Origin of the sequence: Moraxella bovis (assembly GCF_002014975.1) — a bacterium.
Taxonomy (GTDB): Bacteria; Pseudomonadota; Gammaproteobacteria; order Pseudomonadales; family Moraxellaceae; genus Moraxella; species Moraxella bovis.
In genome coordinates this window covers 1-17,668 of record NZ_MUXV01000014.1, presented here as the reverse complement: position 1 = coordinate 17,668, position 17,668 = coordinate 1, and the positions used below count along the sequence as shown (strand labels likewise).

Annotated in this window: 21 protein-coding genes; 15 read left to right on the top strand and 6 right to left on the bottom strand. The window is 46.0% G+C overall.

Annotation, left to right across the window (positions count from 1 at the left end):
- The first annotated feature begins 42 nt into the window (after positions 1-42).
- Genes B0182_RS03620 through mraY form a run of 5 tightly spaced genes read left to right on the top strand, consistent with a single transcriptional unit; the run spans position 43 to position 5,037 of the window.
- Complete coding sequence (locus B0182_RS03620; RefSeq protein WP_078273634.1) at positions 43-1,554, top strand: UDP-N-acetylmuramoyl-L-alanyl-D-glutamate--2,6-diaminopimelate ligase; 1,512 nt, start codon at positions 43-45, stop codon at positions 1,552-1,554.
- Positions 1,551-1,925 carry a hypothetical protein gene (locus B0182_RS03615; protein WP_078273633.1) on the top strand — a complete coding sequence of 125 codons (375 nt, stop codon included), beginning with the start codon at positions 1,551-1,553 and terminating at the stop codon, positions 1,923-1,925. Before B0182_RS03620 ends, B0182_RS03615 begins: the two co-directional genes overlap by 4 nt.
- Positions 1,925-2,365 carry a hypothetical protein gene (locus tag B0182_RS03610; protein WP_112742725.1) on the top strand — a complete coding sequence of 147 codons (441 nt, stop codon included), beginning with the start codon at positions 1,925-1,927 and terminating at the stop codon, positions 2,363-2,365. The genes B0182_RS03615 and B0182_RS03610 overlap by 1 nt, the downstream gene beginning before the upstream one ends.
- 47 nt (positions 2,366-2,412) lie before the next feature.
- The gene (locus B0182_RS03605; protein WP_078273631.1) at positions 2,413-3,924 is read left to right on the top strand and encodes a UDP-N-acetylmuramoyl-tripeptide--D-alanyl-D-alanine ligase; all 1,512 of its coding nucleotides are present in this window, start codon (positions 2,413-2,415) and stop codon (positions 3,922-3,924) included.
- 3 nt (positions 3,925-3,927) lie between these two features.
- Positions 3,928-5,037: a phospho-N-acetylmuramoyl-pentapeptide-transferase gene (gene mraY, locus B0182_RS03600; protein WP_078273630.1), complete on the top strand. Its 1,110-nt coding sequence runs from the start codon at positions 3,928-3,930 to the stop codon at positions 5,035-5,037.
- A gap of 91 nt (positions 5,038-5,128) precedes the next feature.
- On the opposite strand, the gene B0182_RS03595 is transcribed toward mraY, so the two are convergent.
- Positions 5,129-6,355, bottom strand: a complete 1,227-nt coding sequence (locus B0182_RS03595) for an aromatic amino acid transporter (protein WP_078273629.1) — start codon at positions 6,353-6,355, stop codon at positions 5,129-5,131.
- A 197-nt stretch (positions 6,356-6,552) separates the two neighbouring features.
- Here B0182_RS03595 and B0182_RS14520 point away from each other — a divergent pair, with 197 nt between their 5' ends.
- Positions 6,553-6,939 carry a PH domain-containing protein gene (locus tag B0182_RS14520; RefSeq protein WP_228157724.1) on the top strand — a complete coding sequence of 129 codons (387 nt, stop codon included), beginning with the start codon at positions 6,553-6,555 and terminating at the stop codon, positions 6,937-6,939.
- Positions 6,915-7,175 carry a hypothetical protein gene (locus B0182_RS14515; protein ID WP_078273628.1) on the top strand — a complete coding sequence of 87 codons (261 nt, stop codon included), beginning with the start codon at positions 6,915-6,917 and terminating at the stop codon, positions 7,173-7,175. Before B0182_RS14520 ends, B0182_RS14515 begins: the two co-directional genes overlap by 25 nt.
- Before the next feature lie 63 nt (positions 7,176-7,238).
- Here the strand turns inward: B0182_RS14515 and B0182_RS03580 are convergent, their stop codons facing one another.
- The 4 genes from B0182_RS03580 to B0182_RS03570 form a co-directional block, all read right to left on the bottom strand.
- Positions 7,239-8,435 carry an amino acid aminotransferase gene (locus tag B0182_RS03580; protein WP_078273627.1) on the bottom strand — a complete coding sequence of 399 codons (1,197 nt, stop codon included), beginning with the start codon at positions 8,433-8,435 and terminating at the stop codon, positions 7,239-7,241.
- A gap of 97 nt (positions 8,436-8,532) precedes the next feature.
- Entirely contained in the window at positions 8,533-8,829 is a 297-nt protein-coding gene (locus tag B0182_RS03575; protein ID WP_078273626.1) for a helix-turn-helix domain-containing protein, read from the bottom strand.
- Positions 8,826-8,960 carry a type II toxin-antitoxin system RelE/ParE family toxin gene (locus B0182_RS13830; RefSeq protein ID WP_115368807.1) on the bottom strand — a complete coding sequence of 45 codons (135 nt, stop codon included), beginning with the start codon at positions 8,958-8,960 and terminating at the stop codon, positions 8,826-8,828. The genes B0182_RS03575 and B0182_RS13830 overlap by 4 nt, the downstream gene beginning before the upstream one ends.
- 140 nt (positions 8,961-9,100) lie before the next feature.
- Positions 9,101-10,018, bottom strand: coding sequence for a LysR family transcriptional regulator (locus B0182_RS03570; protein WP_078273625.1), 918 nt, complete (start codon positions 10,016-10,018; stop codon positions 9,101-9,103).
- Between the two features lie 170 nt (positions 10,019-10,188).
- Between B0182_RS03570 and recN the strand changes: the two genes are divergently transcribed.
- Entirely contained in the window at positions 10,189-11,868 is a 1,680-nt protein-coding gene (gene recN / locus B0182_RS03565; protein ID WP_078273624.1) for a DNA repair protein RecN, read from the top strand.
- 210 nt (positions 11,869-12,078) lie between these two features.
- On the opposite strand, the gene B0182_RS03560 is transcribed toward recN, so the two are convergent.
- Entirely contained in the window at positions 12,079-12,663 is a 585-nt protein-coding gene (locus B0182_RS03560) for a hypothetical protein (RefSeq protein WP_143821655.1), read from the bottom strand.
- A 464-nt stretch (positions 12,664-13,127) separates the two neighbouring features.
- Here B0182_RS03560 and B0182_RS03555 point away from each other — a divergent pair, with 464 nt between their 5' ends.
- From B0182_RS03555 to menA, 7 genes are all read left to right on the top strand, one after another.
- On the top strand, positions 13,128-13,634 hold the full coding sequence (locus B0182_RS03555) for a YqgE/AlgH family protein (RefSeq protein WP_228157862.1): 507 nt from the start codon (positions 13,128-13,130) through the stop codon (positions 13,632-13,634).
- Positions 13,635-13,723: 89 nt separating this feature from the next.
- Positions 13,724-14,209 carry a Holliday junction resolvase RuvX gene (ruvX, locus tag B0182_RS03550; protein WP_078273621.1) on the top strand — a complete coding sequence of 162 codons (486 nt, stop codon included), beginning with the start codon at positions 13,724-13,726 and terminating at the stop codon, positions 14,207-14,209.
- A gap of 71 nt (positions 14,210-14,280) precedes the next feature.
- Positions 14,281-14,796 carry a hypothetical protein gene (locus tag B0182_RS03545; RefSeq protein WP_244893641.1) on the top strand — a complete coding sequence of 172 codons (516 nt, stop codon included), beginning with the start codon at positions 14,281-14,283 and terminating at the stop codon, positions 14,794-14,796.
- A 55-nt stretch (positions 14,797-14,851) separates the two neighbouring features.
- On the top strand, positions 14,852-15,730 hold the full coding sequence (locus B0182_RS03540) for a 23S rRNA (adenine(2030)-N(6))-methyltransferase RlmJ (protein ID WP_078273620.1): 879 nt from the start codon (positions 14,852-14,854) through the stop codon (positions 15,728-15,730).
- 116 nt (positions 15,731-15,846) lie between these two features.
- On the top strand, positions 15,847-16,650 hold the full coding sequence (gene pssA, locus B0182_RS03535; RefSeq protein WP_078273619.1) for a CDP-diacylglycerol--serine O-phosphatidyltransferase: 804 nt from the start codon (positions 15,847-15,849) through the stop codon (positions 16,648-16,650).
- Positions 16,651-16,690: 40 nt separating this feature from the next.
- Positions 16,691-17,110 carry a prenyltransferase gene (locus tag B0182_RS13825; protein WP_143821654.1) on the top strand — a complete coding sequence of 140 codons (420 nt, stop codon included), beginning with the start codon at positions 16,691-16,693 and terminating at the stop codon, positions 17,108-17,110.
- Between the two features lie 17 nt (positions 17,111-17,127).
- Complete coding sequence (menA, locus tag B0182_RS03530; RefSeq protein ID WP_158079612.1) at positions 17,128-17,604, top strand: 1,4-dihydroxy-2-naphthoate octaprenyltransferase; 477 nt, start codon at positions 17,128-17,130, stop codon at positions 17,602-17,604.
- The last annotated feature ends 64 nt before the right edge of the window (positions 17,605-17,668 follow it).

Here is a 17,668-nt window from a genome sequence, read left to right as displayed (position 1 = left end):
GCTGTTTTACCATTTTATTTTTATTTTTAAGAAGGATTTTTTATGACAACATTCAACGATTTTGCCGATATTTTACAGTCCCATGTGTCTGATGTGGATTGGGGGCGTATCAAGGATTTGCCAATCACAGGCTTTGTGTCGGACAGTCGCAAGATGGCAGGTGGCGAGATTTTTGTGTTGTTGTCGGTCAATCCTGACATCAAATCCAAGGCAAAAGGCTATATTGATAGTATCAATAGCCAAGCGGTGCTGTCCGAGATAAGTGCGTCCGACATGGGTGTGGATAATGCTAAAATGCCGATTGTGCATATTGCCAATTTACGCCTGATTTTGGGCGATTTGGTCAAGGCATATCTGCAAAAAACAGGGGCGGCAGCTTTGCCAAAAGTCGTGGCAGTTACAGGCACCAACGGCAAGACCACCATTAGTCAGCTTACCGCCCAGCTGTTATCCCTTGCCAATCACAAAACTGCCGTCATGGGAACGGCAGGCAACGGCATTTTGCCAAACCTAGCCCCAAGCACCCATACCACGCTAGAAGTGGTCGCTCTGCAACACGCCATTTATGACTATGCCAAAGCGGACGTGGAATGTATTGCCCTAGAAGCGAGCAGTCATGGACTCCATCAGCACCGCTTGCAAGGCGCGCCAATCACGGTGGCGGTGTATTCCAACCTTTCCCGAGACCATTTGGATTATCATGCCGATATGGACGACTATGCAGGGGCGAAGGCACGGCTCTTTGATAAGGCGTTATTTCCCACGCTGACCCATGCCATTATCAATGCCGATGATGAATTTAGTGAAATCTTTATCCGTCAAGCCAAACAGTCGGAGCTTACCATTTGGACGTACAGCACCAAAAATCCCAAGGCGGACTTTTTTGCCAAACAAATCAGCCCAAGTCTAAATGGGGTGGAATTGGTTATCCAAACCCCACAAGGTGAGATGACGGTAAAAAGTCCACTTTTGGGCTTGTTTAACGTGGCAAACCTATTGGCAAGCATTGGGGCAAGCCTTGCCATGAATGTAAGTTTTGATGAAATTGTCAATAATATCAAACACTTAAAAGGGGCAAGAGGACGTATGGAGCAAGTGCCGTCCGAGCGTGGTTCGTTTATCGTGGATTATGCCCACACCCCTGATGCGGTGGAGCAGGTGCTGTCAAGCCTACGCACGCATTGTGCTGGGACGCTGTTTGCGGTGCTTGGCTGTGGGGGCGACAGGGATAAGGGCAAGCGACCTTTGATGACCAAATCCGCCCTAAAATTTGCCGATAAAGTGATTTTGACCGCCGATAACCCGAGAAGTGAAAATCCAAACGAGATTTTAAAGGATATGCAAGAAGGCTTGGACTGCGAAAGTCATTATAAAATTGAAATTGAGCCTGACCGCAAACTTGCGATTGAGCTTGCGGTCAAACTGGCAGGCGAGAATGACATTGTGGCGATTTTGGGTAAGGGGCACGAGACTTATCAAGAGATTAAGGGCGTGCGGTATGCCTTTGATGATAGAGTGGTGGTGGGGGAGATGATTGGGAAGTTTGGCAAATGAGCGATGTAAAAATGTTTGACACAGGACAACAAGATTGCATAATTGATGGCTTATTCTTTAAACTGACTTGCCACGCTTTTCCAGAAAGTTACGATGTTTTTTATGATGATAAAAAAGTTGCCTATGTCAGACTAAGGCACGGCGAATTAAAAGTTGCTAATCCTGATAATACTGAAATTTGGTGGAATACGCACGATACTGATTGTCATTTTCCGCCTGATAAGCAATTAAAAAATGAAGGCTTATTTGATGATGAAAATGAACGACTATTTTATTTAACCATTATTGCCAAAGTCATTCATAAAAAGTTAAATAATCCTAATTGGCAAGTTTGGCAAGAAAATCACTTTTTAAATATTGGGATTAATTGATGAAAAAATGGTTATGCACTCTTATGGCAATAATGGTAAGTCAAAATGCCTTTGCTCAAACTTATTTTGCTTGTACGGATACGGAAAATACTGAAATTAGCTTTAAAGATTTGCCAAAAGAGTATCACGCTTTGGAAGATGGGGAACGATTATTTGCCTATGAGATGTCAAGTATTGGGCTTGGGCATACTTTTTTTATTCCCAAGTCTGATATAAAAACCAATAAGCAGTATTTAACAGATGAGAATGGCAATAAAATTTATCAAGAAACCATTTTATTTGTATATGATAATATTAGTTATAACATAGAGTATTTGACTGTTGGCGATAAGAAAACTGCTTTTGTTAAAGAAACAATCATTGATAAAGAAACTGACAATCAAGAAATTTATCATTGTGATATGACAAAACCTGTGATAAATTTTATAAACAAGTTATAAAAGGCGTTATTGTAATAACCAAACAATCTAAAACCAAAGGCAACAAAATGACCCCCTATATCTGGCAATTTGACAATTTAAATACCGCTTTAAGCGAATTAACCCCCACTTGGTACGGTGCGTTTACCGCCCAAAGCACCAAAATTACCACCGACACTCGCACGATAAACGCAGGCGATATTTTTTTGGCAATTAAAGGCGATAATTTTGACGGACACGAATTTGTGAATGCCGCTCTTGAAAAAGGGGCGGTACTGGCGATTGTCAATGAAAAAGTAGAAAGCGACTTGCCCCAGCTTATCACAGGCGACAGCAAAAAGGCACTCGGGCTTTTAGGCAAATACCGCCGTGATGTTCACCCCAATCTTACTGTGATTGCCCTGACAGGCTCGTCTGGCAAGACCACCACCAAAGAAATGCTGGGCAGTATCCTAAATCAACTCGCCCCCACCTTGATTACAAGGGGGAATTTGAACAACGATTTGGGCGTGCCGATGATGTTATTAGAATTGTGCGACGAACATCAATTTGCCGTGATGGAGCTTGGGGCGAACCATATTGGTGAAATTGCTTATACCACACGCCTTGTGTCGCCTGATGTTGCGTGCGTGCTTAACATTGGTACGGCCCATTTGGGCGAGTTTGGCGGTCGGGAAAACATTGCCAAAACCAAAGCCGAGATTTTTCAAGGGTTAAATGAAAATGGCGTGGCGGTGCTACCTTATGGCGATGAATTTTTTGAAATTTTAGCAAATGAAGCCGGCAAATTTACCGCTCAAATTTTAACCACAGGCGAAAAAAATGTCCCACCTCGTGAAGCGATGGATTTTTCCAAACTAAGTGAAGCTGAGCAAGCCGAGCTTGACAAATTAGACTTTGTACAGGTAATGGGCGATGTCTTTGCTGACGATGTGGAGGTCTTGGCGGACAAGGTTGGTTTTAATTTGGTGGTAAATTTGGCGGTGGACGAATTTGACGAAGGCGAAGTTTTGCTCCCTTTTGCAGGCGAGCATAATGTGGCAAATGCTTTGTCGGCGGTGGCGTGTTCGCTTGCGTTGGGGCTGGATTTGGAGTTAATCGTAAACGGCTTAAACAACGCCAAACCCGCCAAAGGTCGCTTAAATTTTAAACCGTTTAACAACCACTTAATCATTGACGACACTTATAACGCCAATGTCCCTGCGATGATTGCAGGGTTGAAAGTGCTAAATGCCCAAAAATTTCTTGATGAAAATGCTTATGACAAAACCTTAATGATCATTGGCGACATTGGCGAATTGGGCGATGACGCAGTTGCCGAACATCAGTCGCTTGGCGAGCAAATTGGAGAAATTGGTGTGGATAAGCTGATTTGTGTTGGCAAATTGATGAAAAACACTTTTGACCCCGCCCAAAAAGCAGGGATTAATTGCGTGCATTTTAACGATAAATCCCAAGTCACCCAAGAAATTTTGTCCACGATTAACACTGGCGAAAATTGGGCAATGCTGTTTAAAGGGTCAAGATTTATGGCAATGGAAACTTTGATTCACGATTTAACCCAACCTGTAAGCGAGTAAACGATGTTATATTGGCTCATTGATTATTTTGACATTTTGTATCGCCAGACCATTGCGTCTTTGGGGCTAAGGAGCTTGCTTGCGGTCATGACGAGCATGGCGATTGTACTTATGGCGGGCAAGCCTGTCATCGCCTACCTGCGTAACCTAAAATACGGTCAAGCGGTACGCACGGACGGCCCAAAAACGCACCTTGTCAAGCAAGGCACGCCAACGATGGGTGGTGTGCTGATTTTGTTTGCCATTGGGATTTCTACTTTGCTGTGGGCAAATTTGACAAACCCTTATGTATGGATTTTGATGGCGGTCATGGTCATCTTTGGGGCGGTCGGCTGGCGTGATGACTGGCTAAAAATCAAGCACAAAAACCCCCAAGGCTTGGTCGCCAAAAAGAAATACTTTTGGTTGTCGGTGGGAGCGTTGCTCGCTGGTGGGTCGCTTTACTATATCTCTTTACAACAAAACCCCACCACCATGCACGCTATGCAGGATTTGCTTATTCCTGCCTTTAAAAATCTGTACATTCCCTTGTCTGCCATACCCTTTGGGCTTGGCTTTATTACGCTCACCTATTTTGCCATTAATGGTACGTCCAATGCAGTCAACTTAACAGACGGCTTGGACGGCTTGGTCGCCTTGCCTGTGGTGCTGGTGTCGGCAGGGCTTGGGGTGTTTGCTTATGTGTCGGGTCATGTGGCATGGGCGAACTATCTGTCCGTGCCGTATATCGCTTATAACAGCGAAGTGGTCGTGGTGTGTGCGTCCATGATTGGGGCGTGTTTGGGCTTTTTGTGGTACAACGCCGCCCCTGCCGAGGTGTTTATGGGCGATGTGGGGGCGTTGAGCCTAGGCGGTATGCTTGGCACGATTGCGGTGATGACACGTCAGGAGATTGCCTTTATCCTGATGGGCGGTATTTTTGTCATGGAAGCTTTGTCGGTCATTATCCAAGTCGGCTCGTACAAACTGCGTAAAAAACGGGTCTTTTTGATGGCACCTTTGCACCACCATTTTGAAGAAATGGGGCTAAAAGAAACTAAGGTTGTGATACGTTTTTGGATTGTATGTATTATCCTTGTGGTGTTATCACTCATGACATTAAAATTAAGATAAAATCAAAAGCCCTGCGGAGATGCGGGGCTTTTTGTGGGGTGTGAGTTTTGTTTTAAAACCAAACATCCTTGTCTGATTTAACTTTACCAATCTATCCGCCAAAACTTGGTACCATGCCCAAATAACCGCCAATTTGGGCGATGATGTTTATTATGCCAAAGACGATGACAAAATAAATCATAAACTGACCGCCAAAGGCTCGGTAGGTGCTATCAGGGTGCTTTTGGCGGTGAGCCTTGGCAAGTAGGGCAGGGACGATGACACCCCACACGGTCAAGGCAAGACCTGCAAAGCCAATGGCGGTTGTAAAGCCAAATGGTGCAATCAGACTTAGCACCAAAGGCGGTAAGAACACCACCGCCACCGCATAGGCTCGCCCTGTCTTGTCATCGCCAAACCCAAAAAAATCACTCAAAAAGTCAAACAATCCCAACGCTACGCCCAAAAAGGAACTGGTCAATGCCATGTAAGCAAATGCCCCCAACATGGTGCCGATAAAGCCCGATTTGCCAATCGCCCCTAGTAGCGTTGCCACATCGCCATCTTTGGCGATGACGGGGGCAAAATCGGTGCGTGGTAGGTTGCCTTGGACGACCATTTGCCACAGCAGATAAAACCCGAGTGCCATGAGTGTGCCTATCAAGACCGATTTGGCGACTTTGGCGGTGTCGCCCCCAAAGTATTTGACCATGCTTGGCACGCCGATATGATAGCCAAAAGATACAAGCACCGTGGACAATGCCACCCAGATGTAGGGCGTGTAAGCCGTGCCAGTCGGGGCGTGAGTGTCAAAGAGCGTATCTAGACTAACCGATGACATCATGCCAAAGGCGGAGATAAAAAAGCTGACTATCATGCCAATCATCAGTACGCTTGCCACTCTGTCCACGACCCGAGTTGAGAGCCACACAAACACCGCAAACAGTATGCTGATGATGAGCGAACCTAGGCGTGGGGCGATGTCCGTGCCTGTCAAGGCAGACAGATGATTGGCGGTCAAACCCCCGCCACTGGTGATGTAGGCGTAGAGCAGGATATACAGCACAAAGACGAGCGATAGGCTATTGATGGTGTTCCAGCCTTTGCCGAGCAAGGATTTGACGATGGTTGCAAGGTTGGCACTCGGGGGGAATGTAGTGCTGGCTTCTAATATCATAAGACCCGATGCGTACATACAAAGCCAAGTGTAGGCGAACACCAACAGCGACCATGAGAACCACACGCCTGCCGTGGCGGTAGGATTGGCGAGCATGCCCGCCCCAATGGCGGTGCCTGCGATAATCATCGCCCCGCCAAAGACCGAAGGGGATTTTGACATAAATAAACCTTGATAACCTGCCGATGTGGCAAAAGGGGCTATTTTAATCGTTTTTGGGCGTAATTACAAATACGACCGCACCATAAGCCAATAAAAACCCAATCAACATCTTTTAACACGATTGTCTTTTAAAATAAAAAAATTCTTGTGCTACAATAAATGGGCTTGTTTTAAATCCATCTAAAAAGGAAAAACTCATGTTCAAAAACTTCGCCTCAGACGCTCTTGGCTTATCTGATATTGGCAAAATCATACCGCCTAGCCAGTTTAACCAAACCGACATTGATGACTATATTTTTCATGAAGATAATGAACGGATTTATTTTGTCATCAAATCAAAAATGGACGAATACTGCTTTACCAACACCGCCTTTATCCATTTAGACGGGCAGTCCGCCACGAGCAAAAAACGTACGCTAAAACGCTATCCTTATCGTTATTTTGCCCCAAGTCAAGTCTCCATTGAGACAGCAGGGACGATGGATTTGGACGTGGAATTAAAGTTTCATTTGGGTGGTTGGCGTTTAGCATTGACATTGACAAAAGCTAAATTGAAGGTGTGCGAGACATTTATAAGGCATTGACTGCCATTGCCGAGCGTTGTCAGGCAATCCGCCATGATGAGATGGTGTTAGAGAAGACCTTTGAGACGGTAACAGGCATGTTTAATTTAAAAGACGTGCCAGAGGCGGTGATTATGAGCTTGCCTACCGTCATCAATCAAACCGTGCAAAAAGTGGAAGCAGGCTATAACGAACGCCTAAATGCCATTCGCCAGTATGACTTTGGGGCAGTGTTTGAGCATTATTTGCGTGACTAACGGTCAAAATAGGATAAACTAAAACCGCCCCGAAATCACGGAGCGGTTTTTATGGCAAGCTGATTATTTTAGCACTTCTGCCATGCTGTTTGCGACATATTCCACGTTGGCGTTATTTAGCCCTGCGATACACATACGCCCGTTTTCTACCATATAAATGGCAAACTCATCACGCAAGCGGATAACCTGCGGGGCGGTTAGTCCTGTAAAGCTAAACATACCACGCTGTTTGGTAAAGTAGCTAAAATCACGCTCAGGCAATTTTTCGGTCAAGACGTCTTGGAGCTTTTGACGCATTTGGCGGATACGGTCTCGCATCTCGTAGACCTCGCCAACCCATTGATTGAACAATTCATCATCGTTCATCACAGTATCCACCACCGCATTACCGTGAGACGGTGGGCTAGAATAGATGCGGCGAACGGTGAATTTTAATTGCCCAAGCACAACGTCTGCTTCTTCTTTGGTGGGGGCAACCACCGACAGACCGCCAACACGCTCGCCATAGAGCGATAGGTTTTTGGAGAAAGAATTCGACACAAACACGCTCAAGCCTTTTTCTACCGCTAGGCGAATGGCGTACGCATCGCCGTCCATGTCATCGCCAAAGCCTTGATAGGCGATGTCCATAAAGGGGATGAGTTTTTTGTCTTTGATGATGTCAAGCACGCTATCCCATTGCTCGTTTGACAAATCCACGCCTGTGGGGTTGTGGCAACAGGGGTGTAGTAGCACCACGTCATTTTCGTTTAGGGTGTTTAAGAACGCACACATTTCGTCAAATTTGACGCCAATGGTCGCTCCGTCATAGTAGGGGTATTTGCCAACTTCTAGTCCCGCCCCTTCAAAAATGCTGATGTGGTTGCCCCATGTTGGGTCGGATACATAGCATTTGGCATTGGGAAACCATTCGTGGATAAAGTCCGCTCCGACTTTTAAGGCACCAGACCCGCCCAAAGTGGCAATCGTGGCAACTCGCCCGTCTTTGACGACCTGACTGTCTTTGCCAAACAGTAGCTCTTGGCACGCTTTTTTGTAACCTGCCAAACCGTCCATCGGCAAGTAGCCACGGGGACGAGGTGGGCTTGCGATACGTCCTTCAGCGGTTTTGACGCATTCTAGGACGGGCAATTTGCCGTCTTCGGTGTAGTACACGCCCACGCCAAGGTTTACCTTGATGTCGCCTCGTGGGTCACCTGCAAATTTGTCCATGAGACCCAAAATCGGGTCGCCAGCATAGGGGGTAACGTGTTCAAACATAACAAATACCTTTGTTGTTGTGGATAAAAAACTGTGTCAGTATAACGCAAAATCAGGCGGTTGTGGGGAAATTTTGTTGTTTTTGGAGATACGTTTATCAGCCAAATAACACCGACTGCTTACCATCAATCTCAACAATGAGCTTTCCGCCTAGGGCTTGGACGTATTTTTTGATAATGGCGTATTCGGGGTTGTCGGCACTTTCCATTTGGCAAATGGCGGATTGGGACACGCCAATTTTGTCGGCAAGCTCGGCTTGGGTGAGTTTGGCATTTTTGCGAAGCTCGCTTAGACGGATACCAACCAAAGTGTCGGCAACTCGCTGTTCTATCTTGTTACGGCGTTCGGTAGGCAGGCTTGCCATGTGGTCGGCTAGAGTTTTGTAAGTTTTCATAGCTCATTATCCTTTAAGTATTCGCCATAAATACCTTCGGCAAGGGGTATCATGCGTTGATAAAAACGTTTGTCGCCTGTTTTGTCGCCTGCACACAGCAAAATGACCTGTCTTTTTAGGTCATAAGCCACGCTTTCTTGTTTGCTTTTGACTTAGATTTATCAGCCATTCGGTAAAATGCTCGGTCATTAAACGGTGTACAAGATTTATCCCCTTACCAAAATGATAAGTCAAGACTTATATTTTTCAACTCATTCTATACCGCCTTGTTCTATACCGCCTTGGGCTTACTGACCAAAAAATCCCCAGCGTTATTAATCAAAAATTCCTTAAAGGCAAGAGCGGCAGGCGACAGCGAGCGGTTTTTGTGGGTGTAGAGTAAAAACTTGCGTTCCACCACAGGCTCGCTGATGGGTCGCATGACCAGCCCGTATAGCTCAACCCATTCGGCAGCGTAGAGCAGGCATAACGTCACCCCAAGTCCCATTCGGGTCATGCCAAGGGCGGTTGAGAGAAAATTAATCTCAAAATCGGGGTTAAAGATACGACTTGAAATGTTATTGGGAAGTTCGTTTTGTAGACTTTTGATAAAAGGTCCGTTTAGAGTGATGAGCTTTTCATCAAGCAAGTCCGTCCATGTAATTTCATCTTTTTGGGCAAAGGGGTGATTTGGTGGTAGCACCAGATAAAAAGGTGAGCTAAACAGCACATCCACATTCAAATCGTCAGAATAAGGACGCTCGGGGGCGACCCCCAAATCGGCTTCTAGGTTCTCAATATGCTCAACCACATTATCCACCGAGCAGTCGGTGAGCGTGACCTGAATGTTGGGGTATAACTCACAGAATTTAGCGACAAATTTGGGCATGGTGGACGCAGACAACTGCTGAGAGACGGCAAGGCGGACGTGTCCTTGGTGTAGCGATTTTAGGTTATTGACTTTTTCGTTGAGTACCGACATCTCGTTGAGTACTCGCCGAGCCTGTGGCAGTAGCCGTGAACCTGCATCTGATAGGTGTAGTTTGCGTGTGGTGCGGTCAAAGAGTTTGACATCAAGATTTTGTTCTAATTCCTTAATCAGACCGCTTAGGGCGGATTGGGTCAGGCACAGTGTCTCGGCAGCCTTGGTAAAACTGTTTTGCTCAGCGACAAGCACAAAGGCTTTTAGCTGGCGTAGGGTAGTACTCATTATTATTAACCTTAATAAATATATAAGATGATATTATAAATGATAATTGCCAAGATACAAGGGGGCGGAAAAAATATTTTAGGATTTGATGGTTTACCCGACCAAATTATCCAAATAAGTCCCGATTGTGCTAAAATATCGCAACGATTCATACTTATAATGGAACATTCATGCTAACAGCCCTAACCTTAGATAATTTGGCTTTGATTAAGCACCATGAAATCGTCTTTGATGAGCGTTTTAATGTCATCACGGGCGAGACGGGTGCAGGTAAGTCTTTGATATTGGATGCTTTATCGCTGTGTGTGGGCGGACGAGCTGATGCTGGCATGGTGCGTTTTGGCGAGAGTGAAGCGTCGGTGTTTGGCGAGTTTGATGTGACTGATAATGATAAAGTGAGCCAGTGGTTTGCCGAGCATGAGCGAGAGCTAGAAGAGGACACACTGCTCATCCGCCGTAAAATCAGTGCCAACGGACGTTCAAAATCATGGATAAATGGCGTGCCAGCGAGCCTTAGCGAACTAAAATCACTGGGCAGTGTTTTGGTTAATATCCACTCACAGCATGCAGGGCTTGAACTGCTAAAACCGCAGTTTGTTATCGATTGGCTAGATGATGTGGGGGGCTTGCACGCCCTAAAATCAGCGACCAAAGACGCTTTTGGGACATACCAACGCCTAAAAAAAGAAGCCGATGACGCTCGTGCCATGTCCACTCAGCGTGCCGACCGGATGGCACTTTTGTCATCACGCCTAAGCGACATTGAGCCACTCATGGCGGTGGATATTGGCGAGATAGAGCAAGAGTATGATGAGCTGTCCAACCTTGAAAATCTCATGCAGTCAGCACTGCAAGCGGTCACGCACCTAGACAATGACGAGATGAGTGTGTCGGGTCTGTTGGCACGTAGTCTAAAAATCTGTGATAACTTATCGGACAAAAGCCGAGTGTTCGCCGAGTGTAGCGAGCTACTTACCCAAGCGTCCGAGCAGATAGATGACGCGGTGGCACGGCTTATGGACTATGCCGAGCAGTCACTGCCTGACGAAGAGCGACTGGACGAGCTTAATAATCTCATGGGGCTGGCTCATCGCTTTGCCAAAAAATACCACACGACCACAGATGAGTTGACCGCACAGGCAGGGCAGTGGCAGGCGGAGCTGGAAAAATTAGAGAGCCTGCCTGATAACGAGACCATGGATGAGCAGGTGGCAGGGGCATGGGATGAGTATGTGAGTGTGGCGGACAAACTGCATCACGAACGCACCAAAATCGCCCCACAAATCGCTGATGAACTGGCTCATCGCCTGTCGGCACTTGCCCTGCCGAACGCCAGCTGTCTCTTTGAGTTTAGCCCCAAAGAGCCACATCAGTATGGTGGTAGCGGGATGTTTGACATCGCTCTCATGTTTAGTGCCAATGTCGGCATGCCCATGCAACCGCTACACAAAGTGGCGTCAGGGGGCGAGCTGTCTCGCATGGCTCTCATCATGCAGGTCATGAGTGCAGGCGTGAATCAAGAGACACGCCCGACCTTGGTGTTTGATGAAGTGGACGTGGGTATCAGTGGTGGTACAGCTCAGGTGGTGGGCGAGCTACTAAGAAGTTTGGGCGACCATCAGCAACTTTTTGCCATCACACACCAAGCACAGGTTGCGGCGGCGGCACACCGTCATATCTTGGTGCACAAAGAGCATGGCGAGCAGACGATGAGCCATTTGTCCATCATCACAGGCGACAGACAGATTGATGAGCTAGCACGCATGTCAGGTGGCGTGAACATCACCGAAGCGACTCGGGCTCATGTCAAGGGCTTGCTTGATGATATCAATAAAGTCAAAATGCAGTAAAGATTCAAGATGCAAACAAACTGATTAATTATACTTTTGCCTTAATTTAAAATCTTTAAAGTGGTAAATTATTGATTATCAAGCAATTATTTTTGGGTTGTAGGGGCGAATTGCAATTCGCCCTTGATAAATCAATGACTTATATCAAGTCGAGAGCAGGATTAATTTTTAGGCTTTTTTTAAAAATAATATCAAACAAACACACTGCACTCAAAAATATCGCCACGCCAACAGATATAAGATTAAATACCGATATTTTGTTTGGATTGAATTGTATGAATAATTGCCATTAATGCTATCTTGTGTATTATTGGTTTTTATAACAGCCATTTGCGGTATGTCATTTTTAAACCAAAGCACAGATGGCTGATGATAGTAGCCAATGGTGATGTCCTTGCGTGGTAATTCCTTTGCCAAAACACAGTCGCTCATGGCGATTTTTGGCACAACAGAATAACCGCATGCCACAACCAACGATTGTTTGGTTTGGGGATTGGTGATTTGTATGTGATGTATGTCTTGTTTGGGTGAGCGTGATACCACAACGGCTTTGATGTTGCCTGTGATGTATTGCAATTCATTCTCTGGCGGTAATCCACGACCCGACCAAGTCATATAGACCGCTACCCATATGATAAAGAACAAAGACCAAGAGATGATGTGGTAAAAACTCATTTTAAACATAAAACTGGCTCGGGTTGATAAAGACTTAGGGCGTGCCTGCCTTTGGTATTTGCAGTGAAAAATAGGAGAAATCGCCCGTTTTTCAAGGAAAAAACGTAGATTGACAGTCATTCTATCTATCAAGCAAGTTTTCGCCTTTGAGCCACAATCCGACCACTTAACTGGGTAAATTTTAAGATTTTAACTTAACTTTTTAAATTAAGTGGTCGGATAGCCATTTTTCATGCAAAAATTGATAGAGCTTACCAAATTTTCATCTTATTTTATAAAAATGTTATCAATGGTAGGCACGCTCTAATTATACAGTCATTTTTCCTAAAAAAGCATATGTTTTGCCACTACTTTATGATGTCATCTAAACCCATAAATATCACACATTTTGTTTTGTTAAATAATTTATCCCAAAAAGGCGTGATTGATAGACAAATTGTGATGATGTGCCATTTACCACCCACAAACCTTGTAAAATGGCGATTTTGCCCCATATTGACCTTAATGATAATGACATCCCCAAGCGAGCTGATTTGAAAAAATTTTCCAACTTGACGCATCATTTTTTATTGCCCAGTCCGTCCATGCCTGATGAACGCTTTGCTGACGCATTGATTTATATCTGTCGCCACAGCACTGACGGGGCGTGGGGATTTATGATTAATAAGCCTCTTAGTGCTTCGGTGGGCGGTTTGCTACACGAGCTTGATTTGCCCGCCAGCCAAAAGGCGATGAACACCCCTGCCATGCATGGGGGCTTTATCCGCCCCGAAGCAGGTTTTGTGCTACACACAGGACTGCCCGAGTTTGCGTCATCGTTTGCGGTGGGCGAGAACGTATGTATCACGACCAGTAAAGACGTGCTAAGTCTGATATCAGGCGACAGCTTGCCCCACTTTTTGCTTTGCATGGGGTTTTGTAACTGGACGGCAGGGCAGTTGGAGCAGGAGATAAGCGAGCAGGACTGGTTGGTTTGCCCTGCTGATTTGGAGATATTGTTTCGGGCGAAGTTTGAAGACAGATTGATGTTGGCTTATGACAAACTGGGCATTGACCCTGATAAATTTACCTTGACCACAGGATTTGCTTGATTTTTAAACGTGATGTTTTAAAAGTTAAAAAGTCAATTTTGCTTTACCTGCGACCAATTTTTTTAATTTGCCAAAATAATAGGAATTTCATGACAACACCGACTTTGATTTTAGCCCTAGATTTTGGCGTCAAAAAAATGGGCATGGCACTGGGCAACACGCTCACGGCAGATGCACGCCCCTTTGACATTTTGGCGATGGACAACGGACAGCCCGATTGGGATAATCTACTGGGCATCATTGAGCAGTGGCGGATTGATGTGGTGGTGGTCGGCTTACCGCTTAACATGGACGGCACTGATTCCATGCTTTCTAAACGAGCGGCTAAATTCGCTCGCCGTCTGGCACACCGTCTGGGCGAACGCCATTTGCCTGTGCAGGTGTATATGTATGACGAGCGCCTGTCGTCGCACGAAGCTCGCATGATGGCGTGGGAGCGTGGCTGGATAAAGCACGAGCGAGACCCGATTGATGATGTCTCGGCGTGCTTGTTGGTTGATGGTTATTTCAACTCGCCAGAGCTTGCCCGCTATGTCGGCAGTTATCATGATAATGAGCAAAAAGGCAAAGATTAGGGCGTGCAATTTTATTAAGTATCAAAATTAGACAAATCCCAGCCCAAAACCACACAAATAAAAGGACACACATGGATAGCCACGCCCCCAACCCAGCCCAATCCAACCCCCAAGCCAAACATCAGAAAATCATCCAAGTCATCACGCAAGCGATGGGGCTTGCCAATGTCAGCGTGTATTTGGGCTATGGGGCGATTGTGTGTTTTTGTGTGTTTGGCACGTTGGCGAGCATGGCGACGTTCAAAGACAGTGGGGTGGTGTATTGGGCGTTTCATTACCTGCCCTATGTACTGATTGGCTTGTCCATGCCGATAAGTTTGTATCATCTGTTCATTTTGGGTCGCTATCGCATTATTCAAAAGGGTATTTTAAAGATGATTTTGGTGGTGGGCATGGGACTGCTCGCATTTGCTTTTGCCATGGCAATTAAGGGTTGGGCGGTGGCATTCTACATGAGCCTGTTTTTGGCGATGATTGCGTGGTTTGGCATGCCGTTTTTGTTTCGAGTGAATTTAAAGAAGTTTTTAAATTTTTTAAATAATCCGACTGATAAAGCCGATGAAAACGAGAATGAAAATAAAAAATAGCCAAAAATCGTGAGTTATGCTACCATAAGTCATTTAAAATTACACGCATTTTCCCATGAATTACAAACACGCCTACCACGCAGGCAATTTCGCTGACGTTGCCAAACACATTTTATTACTCCAACTGCTCGCCCAATTTAGTGCCAAAGCCAAGCCCTTTTATGTGCTTGATGCTTATGGCGGACGTGGGCTGTATTCCTTGGAAAGCGATGAGGCGACCAAAACAGGCGAGGCGGGCAAGGGCATTCGTGCCTTAGAAAATGCCGACCTTGGCACACCGCCAAAAGCCATTGCCCAGTATCTATTAGACCTTGACACCGCTCGCAAAACCTATGATAAGCACGTCTACCCAGGTTCGCCTTGGTGGATTGCCAACCACGCCCAAAACCATTCGGACAACGCTCCCTTGCGTGCTGAAGCCTTTGAAGCGGTGGCAGACGAGTATGACGCCCTAAATTATCAGCTTTATCAACTCCCCATTGGCATTCATCATCGCAACGCCTTTGAAGGTGTGCCTGCCGTGCTACCGCCCAAGGAAAAGCGTGGCATTATCCTGCTTGACCCGCCTTTTGAGCAGGAGCATAAGGATTTTAGCCGTTTAGTAGATTTGCTTGTAGCAAGTCATAAGAAATTTGCCACAGGAACATTTGTGCTGTGGTATCCCATTAAGAATAAAGAGGCGGTAGAGCTGTTTTATAAAAAAATGAAACGCACCGACATTCGCCGTCAGCTTGTCTGTAAGCTAAACCTATACCCCAATGACGTAGCAGTGGGCATGAACGGCACAGGGCTACACATCATCAATCCGCCTTGGCAATTTGACGAACACGCCAAAGCCATTTTACAAACGCTCGCCCCAATCCTAAAACCAAAAGACGCTCCTGCCATGAGCATGGACGACATGGCGGTGGTTAAATGGTTGGTTGGGGAGTGATTTTAAAAATTGCTAATTAACTGATGTTTGGGTAAGTTTGTAGGGCAATTTATTCGCCCAAATATCAAAATACGAGACAATTAACAACAGTCCATTGATTTTAAAAATAAAACACCATGACAACCCAGCCCCCACATTCCCAAAAAGACCCAGACGACCATGACGGCATTACCTTTGAAGTCGTTGAGACCGAACAACACGGCAATCAAAAAAAGATAAGCCGTGGGGTCTATCCCATTCCCAATCTTATTACCAGTGCGTCCATGCTCTCGGCATTTTTTTCTATCGTTGCCAGTAGCGAGGGGCGGTTTGATAAGGCGTGCCTTGCCATTTTTTTATCCGCCATTTTGGACGGTATGGACGGACGGGCTGCCCGACTCTTAAACGCCCAAAGCCCATTCGGTGAGCAGTTGGATAGTCTTGCCGACTGTATCGCTTTTGGGCTTGCCCCTGCTGTACTCATGTATCATTTTGCCTTGCATGAATTTGGGCGGTTTGGGCTTGCGTGTGCCTTTGTGTTTAGTGTCTGTGCGGCGTTTCGCTTGGCAAGATTTAACGTGCAAATTGGCACGGTGGATAAAAAATACTTTATCGGATTGGCAAGTCCTTTGGCGGCGATTTTGGTAACGTCAAGCGTCATGGTGGCAAGAGACCATGGAGCTACCCTTACCCCCCAAACGCTCGCCACCATCTGTGCGGTGTGGACGGTGATTTGCGGACTACTTATGGTGAGCAATGTCAAATATTACAGTTTTAAAGAATTTGACCGTCAAAAAATCCCCTTTGTTGGGCTAATTATTGGCGTGCTTATCATGGGTATTGTGCTGTATGACATTCCTGTGGGCGTGCTTGCCATTGGTGTGATTTATGCCTTGTCGGGGTTTTGGACGACATTTATGGCAAGACGAGAGAAAGCCTAAATACCTTTAAAACCCAACTCATAAACCCACTTGGCTTATCATGTCATCTGCCAACTCGTCCATTATCCAATTCTTCCACGCCACTCGCCCACACACCTATCCCATCGCCATCATGAGCCTTGGGGTGGGCCAGGGCTTGGCGTATCGCACGCTTGGCGGATTTGGGGCGGATAATTGGGTTCTGTGCATTCTTGTCATTTATACCGCTTTGTCTTTACAGATTTTGTCAAACCTTGCCAATGATTTGGGCGACGGTATTCGTGGCACCGACCAAGACCGTCATCATGACAGCCCAACCCGTCTGGTTGGCAGTGGGGCGGTGTCGGCAAGCAGGTTTCAGGCGTGGCTTGTCCTTTGGCTTATCCAAACCATGATGGCAGGGGCGGTGCTGATTTGGCTAAGTCCTTTAACGGTTTATCAAATCGTGCTGTTTTTTGGCCTGGGGCGGTGTCGATTTTAGGAGCCTTGGGCTACACCATGGGCAAAAAACCTTATGGTTATCATGCACTTGGCGAGCTTGCTGTCCTTATTTTCTTTGGCTATGTGGCGGTGCTTGGTGGTTATTATCTACAAACGGGCAGAGTGGACATCGCCCAAAATCTCATCATCGCCACAGGTGTGGGACTGTTGTCCGCCTGTGTGCTGTACATCAATAATCTGCGAGATACCGACACCGACCGCACAAGTGGTAAGACAACGCTTGCCATTGTGTTGGGTCGCTACCGTATTGTGGGTTATCTCGTCCTTTTATATGGGGCGATGATGTGCTATGGCTATCACGCTGTTGTCTTTGGTGATAGGGCGTGGGCATTGGCACTATGCTTACCTTTGCTTGCCAAACACTCCCACACTGTCATTACATACCGCCACAAGTCCGCTCGTTTGGGTAAGGAGCTTGAGGCGATAGTGGGGCTGGTAATTATGGTAAATTTTTTGACAATTATTTTTCTATAAAAATCAGAAACTTAAAAAAATATTAAAATTTTTTAATTTTACCCCTTGACCCCCACCAAAAACC